At 71.6% G+C, this 13,967-nt stretch carries 13 protein-coding genes and 1 pseudogene; 7 read left to right on the top strand and 7 right to left on the bottom strand.

Annotated features, from left to right (window positions below):
* Positions 1–80: 80 nt before the first annotated feature.
* On the top strand, positions 81–1,091 hold the full coding sequence (locus ACIOHP_RS00700) for a 4-hydroxy-3-methylbut-2-enyl diphosphate reductase (protein WP_361542784.1): 1,011 nt from the start codon (positions 81–83) through the stop codon (positions 1,089–1,091).
* A gap of 29 nt (positions 1,092–1,120) precedes the next feature.
* A complete protein-coding gene (gene ppgK, locus ACIOHP_RS00695; protein WP_401882007.1) occupies positions 1,121–1,864 on the top strand; it encodes a polyphosphate--glucose phosphotransferase in 744 nt (247 codons plus the stop codon).
* Position 1,865: 1 nt separating this feature from the next.
* Here ppgK and ACIOHP_RS00690 read toward each other — a convergent pair whose 3' ends face one another.
* Positions 1,866–2,396, bottom strand: coding sequence for a DUF6542 domain-containing protein (locus ACIOHP_RS00690; protein WP_401882005.1), 531 nt, complete (start codon positions 2,394–2,396; stop codon positions 1,866–1,868).
* A 168-nt stretch (positions 2,397–2,564) separates the two neighbouring features.
* Here ACIOHP_RS00690 and ychF point away from each other — a divergent pair, with 168 nt between their 5' ends.
* A complete protein-coding gene (gene ychF / locus ACIOHP_RS00685; RefSeq protein ID WP_361542775.1) occupies positions 2,565–3,653 on the top strand; it encodes a redox-regulated ATPase YchF in 1,089 nt (362 codons plus the stop codon).
* Positions 3,654–3,728: 75 nt separating this feature from the next.
* On the opposite strand, the pseudogene ACIOHP_RS00680 reads toward ychF, so the two are convergent.
* From ACIOHP_RS00680 to ACIOHP_RS00670, 3 genes and pseudogenes are all read right to left on the bottom strand, one after another.
* A pseudogene (locus ACIOHP_RS00680) lies at positions 3,729–4,294 on the bottom strand (Uma2 family endonuclease); the annotation flags it as partial.
* Between the two features lie 84 nt (positions 4,295–4,378).
* A complete protein-coding gene (locus ACIOHP_RS00675; protein ID WP_401882002.1) occupies positions 4,379–5,287 on the bottom strand; it encodes a phytoene/squalene synthase family protein in 909 nt (302 codons plus the stop codon).
* A gap of 46 nt (positions 5,288–5,333) precedes the next feature.
* Entirely contained in the window at positions 5,334–6,239 is a 906-nt protein-coding gene (locus ACIOHP_RS00670) for a LysR family transcriptional regulator (RefSeq protein WP_401881999.1), read from the bottom strand.
* Positions 6,240–6,321: 82 nt separating this feature from the next.
* On the opposite strand from ACIOHP_RS00670, the gene ACIOHP_RS00665 reads away from it, so the two are divergent.
* Positions 6,322–7,152, top strand: a complete 831-nt coding sequence (locus ACIOHP_RS00665) for an oxidoreductase (RefSeq protein ID WP_361542763.1) — start codon at positions 6,322–6,324, stop codon at positions 7,150–7,152.
* A gap of 16 nt (positions 7,153–7,168) precedes the next feature.
* Here ACIOHP_RS00665 and ACIOHP_RS00660 read toward each other — a convergent pair whose 3' ends face one another.
* Positions 7,169–8,140 carry an SMP-30/gluconolactonase/LRE family protein gene (locus ACIOHP_RS00660; RefSeq protein WP_401881996.1) on the bottom strand — a complete coding sequence of 324 codons (972 nt, stop codon included), beginning with the start codon at positions 8,138–8,140 and terminating at the stop codon, positions 7,169–7,171.
* Positions 8,141–8,268: 128 nt separating this feature from the next.
* Here ACIOHP_RS00660 and ACIOHP_RS00655 point away from each other — a divergent pair, with 128 nt between their 5' ends.
* Entirely contained in the window at positions 8,269–8,709 is a 441-nt protein-coding gene (locus ACIOHP_RS00655) for a MarR family winged helix-turn-helix transcriptional regulator (protein ID WP_401881993.1), read from the top strand.
* Here the strand turns inward: ACIOHP_RS00655 and ACIOHP_RS00650 are convergent, their stop codons facing one another.
* Positions 8,710–9,816: a pyridoxal-phosphate dependent enzyme gene (locus tag ACIOHP_RS00650; protein ID WP_401881990.1), complete on the bottom strand. Its 1,107-nt coding sequence runs from the start codon at positions 9,814–9,816 to the stop codon at positions 8,710–8,712.
* 138 nt (positions 9,817–9,954) lie between these two features.
* On the opposite strand from ACIOHP_RS00650, the gene ACIOHP_RS00645 reads away from it, so the two are divergent.
* The gene (locus ACIOHP_RS00645) at positions 9,955–11,511 is read left to right on the top strand and encodes a S8 family peptidase (RefSeq protein ID WP_401881988.1); all 1,557 of its coding nucleotides are present in this window, start codon (positions 9,955–9,957) and stop codon (positions 11,509–11,511) included.
* A gap of 21 nt (positions 11,512–11,532) precedes the next feature.
* Here ACIOHP_RS00645 and ACIOHP_RS00640 read toward each other — a convergent pair whose 3' ends face one another.
* Positions 11,533–12,705 carry a serpin family protein gene (locus tag ACIOHP_RS00640; protein ID WP_401881985.1) on the bottom strand — a complete coding sequence of 391 codons (1,173 nt, stop codon included), beginning with the start codon at positions 12,703–12,705 and terminating at the stop codon, positions 11,533–11,535.
* A 90-nt stretch (positions 12,706–12,795) separates the two neighbouring features.
* On the opposite strand from ACIOHP_RS00640, the gene ACIOHP_RS00635 reads away from it, so the two are divergent.
* Positions 12,796–13,950, top strand: coding sequence for a DUF4190 domain-containing protein (locus ACIOHP_RS00635; RefSeq protein ID WP_401881982.1), 1,155 nt, complete (start codon positions 12,796–12,798; stop codon positions 13,948–13,950).
* Positions 13,951–13,967: the final 17 nt, after the last annotated feature.

The following is a 13,967-nucleotide window of genomic DNA, read 5'->3' as shown; positions in this document are numbered from 1 at the left end:
TCGCCGGTTCCCCGCCCTTCACACTTCCCGGCCAGTCTCGCCAACAACGCGATCTTCGACCCGTCCGGCGCGGCCTTACGATGGGACGCATGACTGCTTCGCCTGGCCGCCGTGTCCTGCTCGCCGCCCCCCGGGGCTACTGCGCGGGTGTGGACCGCGCCGTGATCGCCGTCGAGAAAGCCCTGGAGCAGTACGGCGCTCCGGTGTACGTCCGACACGAGATCGTCCACAACAAGTACGTCGTGCAGACCCTGGAGAAGAAGGGCGCCATCTTCGTCGAGCGGACGGAGGAGGTCCCCGAGGGGAACATCGTCATGTTCTCCGCGCACGGTGTCGCGCCCGTCGTCCACGAGGAGGCCGCGCGCGGCCGGCTCGCCACCATCGACGCGACCTGCCCGCTGGTCACCAAGGTCCACAAGGAAGCCGTCCGCTTCGCCAAGGAGGACTACGACATCCTCCTGATCGGGCACGAGGGCCACGAGGAGGTCATCGGCACCTCCGGCGAGGCGCCCGACCACATCACCCTCGTCGACGGCCCGGAAGACGTCGCCAAGGTCGAGGTGCGCGACCCGTCCAAGGTCGTCTGGCTCTCCCAGACCACGCTTTCCGTGGACGAGACCATGGAGACCGTCGACGCTCTCAAGACCAAGTTCCCCGGCCTGATCTCGCCGCCCAGCGACGACATCTGCTACGCCACGCAGAACCGCCAGATCGCGGTGAAGAAGCTGGCCGAGGACGCCCAGCTGGTCATCGTCGTCGGCTCCAAGAACTCCTCCAACTCGATCCGCATGGTCGAGGTCGCCCTGGACGCCGGCGCCCCCGCCGCCCACCTGGTCGACTTCGCCGACGAGATCGACGAGGCCTGGCTGGAGGGCGTCACCACGGTCGGCCTGACCTCCGGCGCCTCGGTCCCGGACGTCCTGGTCGAAGGCGTCCTGGAGTGGCTCGCCGAGCGCGGCTACGGCGACGTCGAGACCGTGAAGACGGCCGAGGAGTCCATCACCTTCTCGCTGCCCAAGGAGCTCCGCCGCGATCTGCGCGAGGAGGCCGCGGCGCTGGTCGCGGAGCGTACGGGCACCTCGAAGGAGTGACTGTCGGTCGCCCGTCGTAACGTAGGGCCATGCAGATCTTCGGTGTGGACATCGGCGGATCCGGGATCAAGGGCGCCCCGGTGGACCTGGCCAGAGGCGACCTCGCCCAGGAGCGCTGCAAGGTGCTCACCCCGCACCCGGCGACGCCGGACGCGGTGGCGGACGGTGTGAAGGAGGTCATCGACCACTTCGGCTGGTCGGGGCCGGTCGGGCTGACCTTCCCCGGCGTGGTCACCGGCGGGGCCACGATCCGTACGGCGGCCAATGTCGACAAGGACTGGATCGACACGGACGCGCGCGCGTTGTTCAGCGAGCGGCTCGGCGGTCTGCCGGTGACGGTGGTCAACGACGCGGACGCGGCGGGCGTCGCTGAGATGGAGTTCGGTGCCGGTCACGGCCGCAAGGGCACCGTCTTCCTGCTGACCTTCGGCACCGGCATCGGCAGCGCCCTGTTCGTCAACGGCGTCCTGGTCCCCAACACCGAGCTGGGCCACCTGGAGCTGCACGGGCACGACGCGGAGACGCGCGCCTCCAGCAAGGCCAAGGAGGACGGCGAGTTGACGTGGGAGCACTGGGCGCGCCGCGTCCAGAAGTACCTCGCCCATCTCGAGATGCTCTTCTCGCCCGAGCTCTTCATCATCGGCGGCGGCGTCAGCCGCAAGTCCCAGAAGTTCCTGCACTACATCGAGGGCATCAAGGCGGAGATCGTCCCGGCGCAGCTGCAGAACAACGCGGGGATCGTGGGGGCGGCGATGCGCGCCGCGCAGGAGTAGCTCACAAGGGCCGGCGGTTCGCCTGCCGCCGGCGGTTCATCAGCCGGATCTTCCGTACGGTCACGATCAGACCGACGAGGAGCGTCCCGCCGTACAGCCATCCCGCCTCGGTGGCCAGGGCCGTCACGAGGCCCATCAGCCGGGCGCCGAGCCCGTCGCCTCCCTGGGCGACGGGCACGAGCCCCGCGGCGAAGGCGATCGGCACCACGATGGGTGCGGTGACCAGGTCGTTGCGCCGCACCCAGACGGCCGTCAGCACGCACACCGGCAGGAACAGCACGCCGTACAGCGTCAGCGAATCGAACGTCAGCGCGTCGAGGCAGCCGAGCACCACCATCACCGCGATGCAGAACAGACCACCCCCGAGCCCGGTGAGCCGGGGGTTGGGGAAGCGCCGCACCGCCTGCACGACCGGGGGAGCGGGCCGTCGCACGGGTGCCGGACGGCGCCCGCCGCGGGCCGCCTGCGGGGGCAGGGATGGCGTCTCGCGTCGTGCTCGGATGTGCGGGGGTCGCGTCCTGTGTTGCTCCACCGGACCAACTTAGGACGGTTTATATGCAGAATCGCCCTTCAGACACGCCGAGGGATCGACCTTGGCCAAGTGTTCGACGCCTCGAAGGGGGCGGGGCCCGGTACGCCGTAGACTGGTGGATCGGCCCCAGCCCTCAGTCCTCTCCTCTCACGTACGGGAAGTCGCAACGTGTCGCTCACGATCGGAATCGTCGGTCTGCCGAATGTCGGCAAGTCGACCCTGTTCAACGCCCTGACCAAGAACGACGTGCTCGCGGCCAACTACCCGTTCGCCACGATCGAGCCCAACGTCGGTGTCGTGGGCGTCCCGGACGCGCGGCTGACGAAGCTGGCCGAAATCTTCTCCTCGCAGAAGATCCTCCCGGCGACCGTCGACTTCGTGGACATCGCGGGCATCGTGAAGGGCGCGTCGGAGGGTGAGGGCCTGGGCAACAAGTTCCTCGCCAACATCCGTGAGTCCGACGCGATCTGCCAGGTCATCCGCGCCTTCAAGGACGAGAACGTCGTCCATGTCGACGGCAAGGTCTCGCCCAAGGACGACATCGAGACGATCAACACCGAGCTGATCCTCGCCGACCTCCAGACCATCGAGAAGGTCCTGCCGCGTCTCCAGAAGGACTCGCGCATCAAGAAGGACATCGCGCCGAAGGTCGCGGCGGTCGAGGCGGCGAAGGAGATCCTGGAGCGGGGCGACACCCTCTTCTCGCAGGGCATCGTCCAGGGCTCGGGCAACGAGGAACTCCTCCACGACCTGCACCTCCTGACGACCAAGCCCTTCCTCTACGTCTTCAACGTGGACGAGGACGAGCTGGTCGACGAGACCTTCAAGGACGAGCAGCGCGCCCTGGTCGCCCCCGCCGAGGCGATCTTCCTCAACGCCAAGCTGGAGCAGGACCTCGCCGAGCTCGACGAGGAGGACGCCATGGAGCTCCTGGAGTCCGTCGGCGCCGACGAGCCCGGCCTGGCGACGCTGGCCCGCGTCGGCTTCGACACCCTCGGCCTCCAGACCTACCTCACGGCAGGCCCCAAGGAATCCCGCGCCTGGACGATCAAGAAGGGCGCCACCGCTCCCGAGGCCGCCGGCGTGATCCACACGGACTTCCAGAAGGGCTTCATCAAGGCGGAGGTCATCTCCTTCGCCGACCTCGTCGAGACCGGTTCGGTCGCCGAGGCCCGCGCCAAGGGCAAGGCGCGCATGGAGGGCAAGGAGTACGTCATGCAGGACGGGGATGTCGTGGAGTTCCGCTTCAACGTCTGATCAGCCGTGAGGGAGGGGGGCGGGGGCGGGTGTGGCCCGCCCCCCCCCCGGTGCGGTCCCCCCCACCGAGTTTGCGCGCGGGGGGGGGTGCGTGGCGCGATCACGGCGGCTCTCGCAGGGGCCCGGGGGGGGGCGGGTGCCCCGGAAGATGCCCGCGGGCGCGTGGCGGCCGGTCGGTTCGTCGAGTTCGTAGACGTGGACGACGGGTGCCCCGTCCTCGTCCTCGACGCACCAGTAGTGCGGGATGCCGGCCTCCGCGTACTTGCGGAGCTTGACCGTGCGGTCGCGGTGGGCGGACTCGGGGGAGACGACCTCGATGACGAGTTTCACGTCCTCGGGGGCGTACCAGGTGCGGTTGGGGTCGTAGGGCAGGTCTGTCAGCAAGAGGTCCGGCTCGGGGTTCCGGTCGTCGAGGCGTATCGTCATCTCCCGCTCGACTTCGAAGCCGGCCGGTGCCTGCGCCATGAGCGTGGTGGTCAGGGCGGTGACGAGCCGTGCCAGGCTCGCTGGGGCGACAGCACGAAGACGAGAGCCCCGTCGATCAGCTCGGTATGGCGGGGTGCCTCGGGGAGGCGGTCCAGGTCCTCCGCGAACCAGCCTTCCGCGCGCGGCGGGCGCATCCCGTCGGGCAGTGCGGTCATGGCTCAACCGTAGCGACTCGACGGGGACCGGGCCACGAGATCGTCAACGAGGGCGACCGCCTTCACGTCGACGGGAGCTCCCGGTCAGGACGTCGTTCGGCGCAGCCTGCGGGCGTTCCACAGCACCCGCAGCGTGCCCGGCAGCGGCGGGCTCGCGGAGCCGTGCAGCAGCCCCGTTCCGCGCGCCGCCACCGCGTCCGCGGTCAGGAGTTCGATCTCGATCACCGCGCTCAGCAGCGCCCGGCCCGGGGGCGCCGCCAGGGCGGGCAGTTCGCGTGCCGCCTTCAGGGCGGTCCGGGCGGCGTCGACCTGGTCGTGCACCAAGTCGCGCAGGCCCGGTGACGCTCGGCCCGCCGCGAGGTCCTCCACCGCGAGCGAGTAGCGCCGCAGCGTCTCGGCCGGAATGCCGAGGCGGCCTTCCGGGAGGTCCTCGGCGAGGTCGTTGACGAAGTCCAGCCGCTGGCTGCCCTCGATGAGGGTGCGGCACAGGGTCCGGTAGCGCCCGTCGTCGGTCTCCGGTCCCAGCAGTGTGCCGACCAGCATGAAGGCGGGCAGCGAGTAGGCGTCCACGTAAGCCTGGAAGTCGGCCTCCGTCGTGAAGCCGGTGAACTCCAACTCGGCCGTGGCGGTGGCCAGATACTCCTCCACCACCTCCCGCAGCCGCGGATACGCGGTCACGGTGTGCAGGAACGCGCGGATCGGCGGATCGTCGGCCACGCCCTTCTCCAGCGCCTCGCGCACCCGCTGCTCCCAGGACGCCCACGCCGCCACCCGCAGGTGCTTGGGGCCGGTGTCCAGGAGGTCGTCCCCGTGGTGCATCACGGCTGTCGCGGCCATCACGTGCGGCAGCATCGGCCGCGGCAGCAGTACCCGGGCCGCGAGATACGAACTGCGCCGCTCGCGCGCCACCAGCCGCCGCTGGGCGTCGTAGTCGCTCCGCAGCTCCGGCTCCCGGATCCCCGCCGCGTCCAGGGCCCTCTTCCACGCGCTCATGCGGTGATCGTAGACAGCCCCGGCCCGCCGCGAAGCAGCCGCCCTGTCAGGCTTCCGCGACCGACCGGCACGCCTCCGCGTACGCCCGTACCAGCGGTCTGCGGTCCCCCTCCCGCCAGGCGAGGACGTACCGGCTCGGGCTCACCCCGCGCACCGCCCGCGTCACCACCCCGCCCAGCGTGATCAGCGGGGCGTTGCCCTCGGCGACCAGGCAGATGCCGAGGCCGGCGACCAGGGCCTCGTACGTCTCCTCCGTGCCGGCGATCTCCGCGCCGACGCGGGCCGGGCGGCCGGCGCGTTCGTCGAGGGCGAGCCAGTGGGCACGCAGCGGGCCCGCGCTCTCGGGGAGGGCGAGGAACGGTTCGTCGGCGAGGTCGGCGAAGTCGAGTTCCGGGCGGGACGCCAGGGGGTGGCTCTCCGGGAGGGCGATCAGGCGGGGCTCCTCGGCGACCACCGTCCACGCGTAGCGGTCGGCGTCCGGCAGGGGCAGCCAGACGAACGCGACGTCCGCGTCCCCGTCCGCCAGGCCCGCGGTGGGGTCCTCCCAGCTCACCTGGCGCACCCGCAGTGCCGCGTTCGGATGAGCCGCGGTGAAACGGGACCGGATCGCCGGCAGCAGTCCGCCGCGGCCCGGGCTGGTGCTCATCCCCACGACCAGCGTGCTGCGCTGGGCCGAGCGTGCCGCCGCCACCGCCGCCGCGCCCTCCGCCCAGTCGGCCAGCACCCGCCGGGCATGCGGCAGCAGCGCCTCGCCCGCCGCGGTGAGCGTCACGCCGTGCCGATCGCGGCGGAACAGCTCGACGCCCAACTGCCGCTCCAGGGAACGTACTTGCTTGCTCAGGGCGGGCTGGGACACATACAGCCGTTCGGCCGCGCGGGTGAAGTGCAGGTCCTCGGCCACCGCGAGGAAGTAGCGCAGATCCCTCAGGTGCACGTCCGTTGTCATAGCCATCGGTTATCACCGTGGGTCTTGGACGGGCAACGGACTTTCGCAGCAAGGTGGTTCACGAACCACTCGGATGAAGGGGATCGAGATGAACAAGGTCTGGCTGATCACGGGAGCGAGCAGCGGATTCGGGCGGGAGATCGCGCAGGCGGCCCTCGCCGACGGCGACGTCGTCGTCGGCGCCGTCCGCCGGCCCGAGGCGCTGGACGACCTCGTGGCCGCCCACCCCGACCAGGTGGAGGCGCTGCGCCTGGACGTCGCCGACACGGCGGCCGCCGAGGCGGCGGTACGGGACGTGGTGGCGCGGCACGGCCGGATCGACGTCCTCGTCAACAACGCGGGCCGTACCCATGTCGGCGCCTTCGAGGAGACCGGCGAGGACGAGCTGCGCGCGCTGTTCGACGTGCACGTCTTCGGGCCCGCGGCGCTCGTGCGGGCCGTGCTGCCGTCGATGCGGGAGCGGCGTTCCGGGGCGATCGTGCAGATGAGCAGCATGGGCGGGCAGATGTCCTTCGCGGGCTTCGGCGCCTACAGCGGGACGAAGTTCGCCCTGGAGGGCATGTCCGAGGCGCTCGCGGACGAGGTCGAGGAGTTCGGCATCAAGGTGCTGATCGTGGAGCCGGGTGCCTTCCGGACCTCGCTGTTCGAGGCGGACCGGGCCGGCGCGAGCCCGGACAGCGGGGTGTACGCCAAGGTCAGCGGCACCCGTGGCTTTGTCGCCGGCGGCGACGGCTCCCAGCCCGGCGACCCGGCCAAGGCGGCCGCGGTGATCCTGGCCGCCCTCCAGGCGGAGCACACGCCCCTGCGCCTCCCGCTCGGCGACGACGGCGTCACCGCGGTCCTGGGCCACCTCGACCACATCCGCGAGGACGTCACGGCGTGGGAGAAGACCACCCGGGCGACCGGCTTCGACGACTGACCGCCCGAGCGGCCCCTCAGATCCCGTCCACCCGAGCCACCGTGAACGGGGTCTGCGGCACCCCCGGCCCGAACGGCCCGCCCTTGTCGAACTGGGCGCGCACGACCAGCAGTTGCCCCCGGCTGTGCACCAGCGTGGTCGGGATCTGCAGTGCGGGATCGCTGAACCGCCGCTCCAGCCGGGCCGATCCGGCACCCCGGTCCAGCCGCCACCTGCTGATCGTGTTCGACGCGTTGTGCGCGACCCACAGCGTCCCGCGCACCAGCTCCAGCCCGTCCCCGTGCGCCATGTCCCCGCCGCGCAGCTCGACCTGGCGTACGGCACCGGTGGCCAGGTCCATCCGGAACAGGTCGCCCACGACCATGTCGACGACGAACAGGTGCCGCCCGTCGGTCGCGATGCCGTTCAGGGTGTACGCCTCGCGCGGCACGCCGACCCCGCTCACGTCGGCGTACGGGCTCAGCGTCGCCCGGCCGCCGCGGGCACGGTCCAGGTCGGCCGGGGTGACGCGGTACACCAGCGGCCGGAGGCTGTCGGTCACATAGGCCGTGCCGTCCGGGGTGATCACCAGGTCGTTGATCAGGAACGGGGTGTCACCGGGCGGTGCGAAGCGGGCCAGCAGGGCACGGCTGCTGATGTCGTACACATCGACCCCGGCCGTCGAGTCGGTGACCCACAGCCGGCCCGCGCGGTCGGCCTTGATGCCGTTGGCAGTGGTCCGGCCGTCGGCTCCGGCGGGCAGGAAGACCTCGGCCCTGCGGCGGCCGGGTGTCGCCCGGTACACGGTGCCGGTGCCGTACGAGCCGACGTACACGTCGTCCTTGCGCGGGTCGACGGCGATGCCCTCGGGGTAGACGCGGTCGCCGGGCAGTTCGAAGGCGGTGGTGATCCGGGGTGCGGACGCGGCGGGCGTCGCGGGGAGCGCCGCGGTGGTGGTGAGGGCGGCGGCGCTGGTCAGGAAGGTGCGGCGGGGCATCGTACGGGACACGGCGGAGCCTCTCGGTTCGGCTGCTCACTGGATGATGAATGTGAACGTAGATTAGAGCCCTAATGCTCGTCAATGCATTAATGGATGAGTGAGGGCTAATCGATGGTCGAGGCCGCTACCATGCGCAGATGACGTCCATGCCCGCCTCCGAGCGCCTCGGCTTCCATATCAAGCGGGCCGAACAGGCTCTCAACGCGACGAAGACCGCGGTCCTGAGGCCCGCGGGACTGACGGTCGCGCAGTACGCGGCGCTGCTGAACCTCGCCGAGAACCCCGGGATCTCCGCCGCGGCCCTGGCCCGGCTGTGCGGCGTCACGCCGCCGACGATGAACACCGTCCTGAAGAACCTCCAGGACCGCGCCCTCATCGAGCGCACCCCCCACGAGTGGCACCGCAATGTGCTGGAGACCCGGCTCACCGACGAGGGCCGCGCCGTCATGACCGACGCGGACGCCCGCGCCGTGCGGGTGGAGCGGGCCCTGGCCGCCGAGTTCACGGACGAGGAACGCGAGGCCCTGACGGGGCTGTTGGGGCGGTGCGTCGAGATCCTGGAGAGGGAACGGCCGTAACTAGGCCTCCGCCGGCCCCGACTTCATCCCCGCCCCGCACAGCGGCACCACCCCGCTCCGCTCCCCGAGCACGCCCTCCCGCACGGCCGCCCAGCACGCCACCCCCGTCGACTCCACGAACAGTCCCATCGACGCCAGGTCCCGCTGGGCGTGCCGGATCCGGTCCTCGGTCACCGTCACGAAGGTGCCCCCGGACTCCCGCACCGCCCGCAGGATCTGCCGTGCCCGCGGCGGCCGGGGGATCGCGATGCCCTCGGCGAGCGTCGGCGCCGCCGCGGTCGTGCCGACGAGGTCCTCCGCCCCCTCCTGCCAGGCCTGGGCGAGCGGAGCCACCGCCGCCGCCTGGACGGCGTACAGGGCGGGCCGGCGGTCGATCAGCCCGGCGCCGTGCAGCTCGGCGACGGCCAGGGCGGCGCCCAGCAGCAGCGTGCCGTTGCCGACGGGGAGGACGAGGACGTCCGGGAGGCGGCCGCCGAGGTCCTCCCAGAGTTCATGGACGTAGGTCTTCGTGCCGTGCAGGAAGTACGGGTTGAAGACATGGGAGGCGTAGAAGGTGCCCGCCGAGTCCGCCGCCTCCCGGGCCGCCGCCGCGGCCGCCTCACGGTCACCGGCGACCACCTCCAGGCGGGCCCCGTGCGCCCCGATCTGCTCCAGCTTCTTCGCCGACGTGCCCTCGGGGACGTACACCGTGCAGGGCAGCCGCGCCCGGGCGCAGTACGCGGCGATGGCCGTGCCCGCGTTGCCGCTGCTGTCCGCGACCACCCGGCGCGGCTCCAGTCGCAGTGCCAGTTCGGCGAGCAGCACCGCGCCCCGGTCCTTGAAGGACAGCGTCGGCATCAGGAAGTCCAGCTTGGCCGAGACGCCGTCGCGCAGGGGGACCAGCGGGGTGCGGCCCTCCCCGAGGGAGACCGAGGGGGTCGCCAGTGGGAGTGTCTCGGCGTACCGCCACAGGGAATTCACCCGTCCGGTGAGGGACTTGAGCGACGCCGGGGTGGGGTGGAAGTCGAGGTCGAGGGGGCCGCGGCAGACCGGGCAGCACCAGACGAGCGAACCGCCCGGGACACGGGTGCCGTCGACGGGGCAGTAACAGTCCGGCAGTGGGGTCATGTGCGCAGCGTAGATGGGCCCCGCAGGGCCCTTGTGCAATTCCTGTGGAGGCCTCAATCTTTCGGCGGACGCACAGCAACCCCACAGCAAATTGACATGAACATATCAGCGCACCAGCGATCGAGGAGGATCCCTCAGATGGCAGCGATGCGTCACCGAAGATGTGCGGTGCTCGGCGCGGCGATGACCGCCGCACTCACCGCGAGCCTCGTCTCCGCCCTCCCGGCCACGGCCGCTCCCGAGGGCCGTGTCCAGTACGAGGGCGCGGCGAACGCCGTGGCCGACAGCTACATCGTGACCCTGAAGTCGGGCACCAGGGCGGGCTCCGCCCAGGGCAAGGCCGTGGCCAGGCAGTACGGCGCCGACATCGAACGCACCTACACCAAGGCGCTCAACGGCTATGCGATCGAGGCCTCCGCGTCCGAGGCGAAACGTCTCGCCGCCGACCCGGCCGTCGCCTCCGTGGTCCAGAACCGCACCTTCACCATCGCGGCGACACAGACCAACCCGCCGTCCTGGGGCCTGGACCGCATCGACCAGAAGACGCTCCCGCTGAACAGCTCGTACACCTACCCGGACTCGGCCGGCACGGGTGTCACGGCGTACATCATCGACACGGGCGTCCGCATCACCCACAGCGACTTCGGCGGCCGGGCCCGCTACGGCTACGACGCCATCGACAACGACAACACCGCCCAGGACGGCAACGGCCACGGCACCCACGTCGCCGGCACGGTCGCCGGAACCGCCTACGGCGTCGCCAAGAAGGCGAGCATCGTCGGCGTCCGCGTCCTCAACAACTCCGGCTCCGGCACCACCGCCCAGGTCGTCGCCGGCATCGACTGGGTCACCCGGAACGCGGTCAAGCCGGCCGTCGCCAACATGTCCCTCGGCGGTACCGCCGACACCGCGCTGGACACGGCGGTCCGCAACGCCGTCGCCTCCGGTGTCACCTTCGCCGTCGCGGCCGGCAACGAGTCGACCAACGCCTCCACCCGGTCGCCCGCCCGCGTGACGGAGGCCATCACGGTCGGCGCCACCACCTCGACCGACGCCAGGGCGAGCTACTCCAACTACGGCACGGTGCTCGACCTGTTCGCCCCCGGCTCGTCCATCACCTCGACGTGGAACACCAGCGACTCCGCCACGAACACCATCTCCGGTACGTCCATGGCGACCCCGCACGTGGCGGGCGCGGCGGCGCTGTACCTGGCGGACAACCCGGCCTCGACGCCCGCGCAGGTCTCCTCCGCACTGGTGAGCCTCGCCTCCACCGGCGTCGTCACCAGCCCCGGCACCGGCTCGCCCAACCGTCTCCTGAACGTCCCCGGAGGCACCGTCACCCCGCCGGGGCCGCGCTTCGAGAACACCGCGGACTACGCGATCGCCGACAACTCCACCGCCGAGTCCCCGGTGACCGTCTCCGGCGTCACGGGCAACGCGCCCTCGGCCCTGCCCGTCGAGGTGCACATCGTCCACACGTACATCGGCGACCTCCAGGTCCAGCTGATCGCCCCCGACGGCACGGCGTACACCCTCAAGGCGTACGGCACCGGCGGCAGCGCGGACAACATCAACACCACGTACTCCGTGAACGCCTCCTCCGAGGCCGCGGCCGGCACGTGGCGGCTGAGGGTCAGTGACAACGCGGCGCAGGACACCGGGCGGATCGACGCCTGGGCGCTGCAGTTCTAGTACGTCAACGGTCCGTCGGTTTCAGGTCGTCCTCGCGGAGGGCTTCGGGTCGGTGACCCAGCCCGCCGCGAGGACGAGCCGTGTGTCGCGGTGGACGGCGAGGAAGCCGAAGGGGCGGTCGAAGCCGGCGTGGGCCCGCCTGGACTCGTACGGCTCGGGTTCCCAGCTCATCCAGTCCATGACGTACGCGGTCACGGCCGCCGCCCGGAACCCCTCCGCGCCGAACGTCGCCGTCGCCGACTGCCGTCCCTTTGCGAGGGCGAGCGGCGCCGGGCTGATGCCGGGGAAGTGGCCGGGGGCGCGGTCGGACGCCGTGGCCAGACCGAACAGCCCGGGGTGCGCCAGCAGGTCGTGATCCGCGTCGAGCGTGAACTCGACGGTGCTCAGCGTGAGGCTCGGCGGCTCGGGGCTCCTGGTGCGGACCGTCTCGATCCTGAGCCCGGGCCCGACCGCGCCGAGCGGCAGACGGCTCCCGCGTACGGCCGGCACCGCGCCCGTCAGGATGTCCACCCCGGTGCCGAGCACCTGCCCGGGTGTCAACTCCTCGTCCCCGAGCAGCAGATGCACATCGACGCCGTCGGTCCCCCGCACCCGCGCCTCGGTCACCGCCCCGACCGCCGTCCGCGCCACCGCCACGCCGTCCAGGTCCGCGTCGGTGCGGCTGAGCCCGGACCGGTCCTGGCCGCACCACGGCACCAGATCGCCCTGGAACGGCACCTCCCAGTCCGTCCGCAACGTCAGCGCGGTCGCCAGCACCAGCGAGGAGTCCGGCCCCGGCGTCACCGGCATCCGCCCGATCGCCCCGCCGGTGCGCTTGGCGGCCCAGGCGTCCAGGGCTTCCTGATCGGCGTCGGGGTCGCCGGTGAGCACGCCGTGCGCCTCGGCCGGCAGCCCCGCCTCCCACTCCTCCCGGAGCTCCACGAACCGCCTGGTCCACAGCCCGAGCGCCGAGTCCAGCCCTCGCATCCGCCCCATGGCGGCCAGCAACTCCCGCGCCGCGCCCGCCGCTTCCTCCGCGGGCATCCCCACGGCCTCCGCGAGCTCACCCCGCGCCGTACCGCCCGCCCCGTCCGCCAGGAACGCCAGCAGCGGCCACACGCCCGCGGCCGAGAAGACCGTCCCGCCCTCCGAGGCCTTCGCCCACCGCGCGGTCAGGTCGTTGACCGCCCGGATCGTCGCATTCGTGACCGCCATTCCGCCCCCACTCACCTCGCGCTTACCATGCGCCCAGTCGCACGTGAGTTCTCCCGAGAAACCCCAGCCCGAACCAGGAGCACGGTACCCGTGTCCATACCACCCCCTCCCGGCCCCCATCAGCCCCCAGGGCCGTACCCGCCGGGCCCCTACGCCCCGCCCGGCCCCTGGGGCTACGGCTACGGCGGATACGCGCAGCCGGTGCCCGTCAACGGCCTCGCCATCGCCGCCCTGGTCCTCGGCATCCTCTGCTTCCTGCCGGCCGTCGGGCTGGTCCTGGGGCTCATCGCGCTGAGCCAGATCAAGAGGAAGGGCGAGCGCGGCAAGGGCATGGCGGTCGCGGGTTCCGTGCTGTCCTCGGTGGGCCTGGTCCTGTGGACCGTGTCGCTCACCACCGGCGCCGCCGCCGACTTCTGGGACGGCTTCAGGGACGCCGCGAGCGGCGAGGGCAGCGCCTACTCGCTCAAGAAGGGCGACTGCTTCGACTCGGGCTCCGATGCCCTGACGGGCGAGACCTACGACGTCGACGAAGTGCCCTGCGCCCAGGCGCACCAGGGCGAGGTGTTCGCCGTCGTCAAGCTCCCCGGCGGCGACTTCCCGGGCGACAGCGTGATCGAGGACACCGCCGACGACAAGTGCTACGCGCTCCAGGAGACGTACGCCATGGACGCCTGGGCCGTACCGGAGGACGTGGACGTCTACTACCTGGTGCCGTCCGACGACAGCTGGGCCTTCGGGGATCGCGAGATCACCTGCCTGTTCGGGAACGTCGACGAGGACAAGAGCCTGACCGGCTCGCTGCGCAACGACGAGACGACCCTCGACGCCGACCAGGTGGCCTTCCTCAAGGCGGCCAACGCCCTGGACACGGTGCTCTACGAGGAGCCCGAGGACTACGCCGAGGACGACCTCCCGGCGAACACGGAGTGGGCCGCCGACGTCGACATCGCGCTCGGCGAGCAGTCCGAGGCGCTGGGCGGCCGCTCCTGGTCCGCCGGGGCCGCGCGGCCCGTCGCCGACTTCGTGAAGGACATGAAGGACGCCCGCGGGGAGTGGGCGAAGGCGGCGGACGCGGAGGAAGTCGACACGTACTACGAGCACTACGACGCCGGCTACGACTTCATCGACGGCAAGACCACCGTCACCGCCCGCGAAGCTCTGGGCCTGGCCACCACGGTGCCGACGTACGACGAGGACGACGGCAGCGGGAGCGGCGGCGGGGGTGCCGGGGAACTCGATGTGTGATCGCCCTTATAGCGGGG

Source organism: Streptomyces sp. NPDC087859, from assembly GCF_044742595.1.
Lineage (GTDB): Bacteria > Actinomycetota > Actinomycetes > Streptomycetales > Streptomycetaceae > Streptomyces > Streptomyces canus_F.
This window is presented reverse-complemented; position numbering and strand designations above follow the sequence as displayed.

What these genes read in the sequence shown, in the direction of transcription:
- ACIOHP_RS00700 (WP_361542784.1), top strand. Translation starts at nt 81, where the DNA reads ATGGGACGCATGACTGCTTCGCCTGGCCGCCGTGTCCTGCTCGCCGCC.
- ppgK (WP_401882007.1), top strand. Translation starts at nt 1,121, where the DNA reads ATGCAGATCTTCGGTGTGGACATCGGCGGATCCGGGATCAAGGGCGCC.
- ACIOHP_RS00675 (WP_401882002.1), bottom strand. Translation starts at nt 5,287, where the DNA reads ATGAGCGCGTGGAAGAGGGCCCTGGACGCGGCGGGGATCCGGGAGCCG.
- ACIOHP_RS00670 (WP_401881999.1), bottom strand. Translation starts at nt 6,239, where the DNA reads ATGGCTATGACAACGGACGTGCACCTGAGGGATCTGCGCTACTTCCTC.
- ACIOHP_RS00665 (WP_361542763.1), top strand. Translation starts at nt 6,322, where the DNA reads ATGAACAAGGTCTGGCTGATCACGGGAGCGAGCAGCGGATTCGGGCGG.
- ACIOHP_RS00655 (WP_401881993.1), top strand. Translation starts at nt 8,269, where the DNA reads ATGACGTCCATGCCCGCCTCCGAGCGCCTCGGCTTCCATATCAAGCGG.
- ACIOHP_RS00650 (WP_401881990.1), bottom strand. Translation starts at nt 9,816, where the DNA reads ATGACCCCACTGCCGGACTGTTACTGCCCCGTCGACGGCACCCGTGTC.
- ACIOHP_RS00645 (WP_401881988.1), top strand. Translation starts at nt 9,955, where the DNA reads ATGGCAGCGATGCGTCACCGAAGATGTGCGGTGCTCGGCGCGGCGATG.
- ACIOHP_RS00640 (WP_401881985.1), bottom strand. Translation starts at nt 12,705, where the DNA reads ATGGCGGTCACGAATGCGACGATCCGGGCGGTCAACGACCTGACCGCG.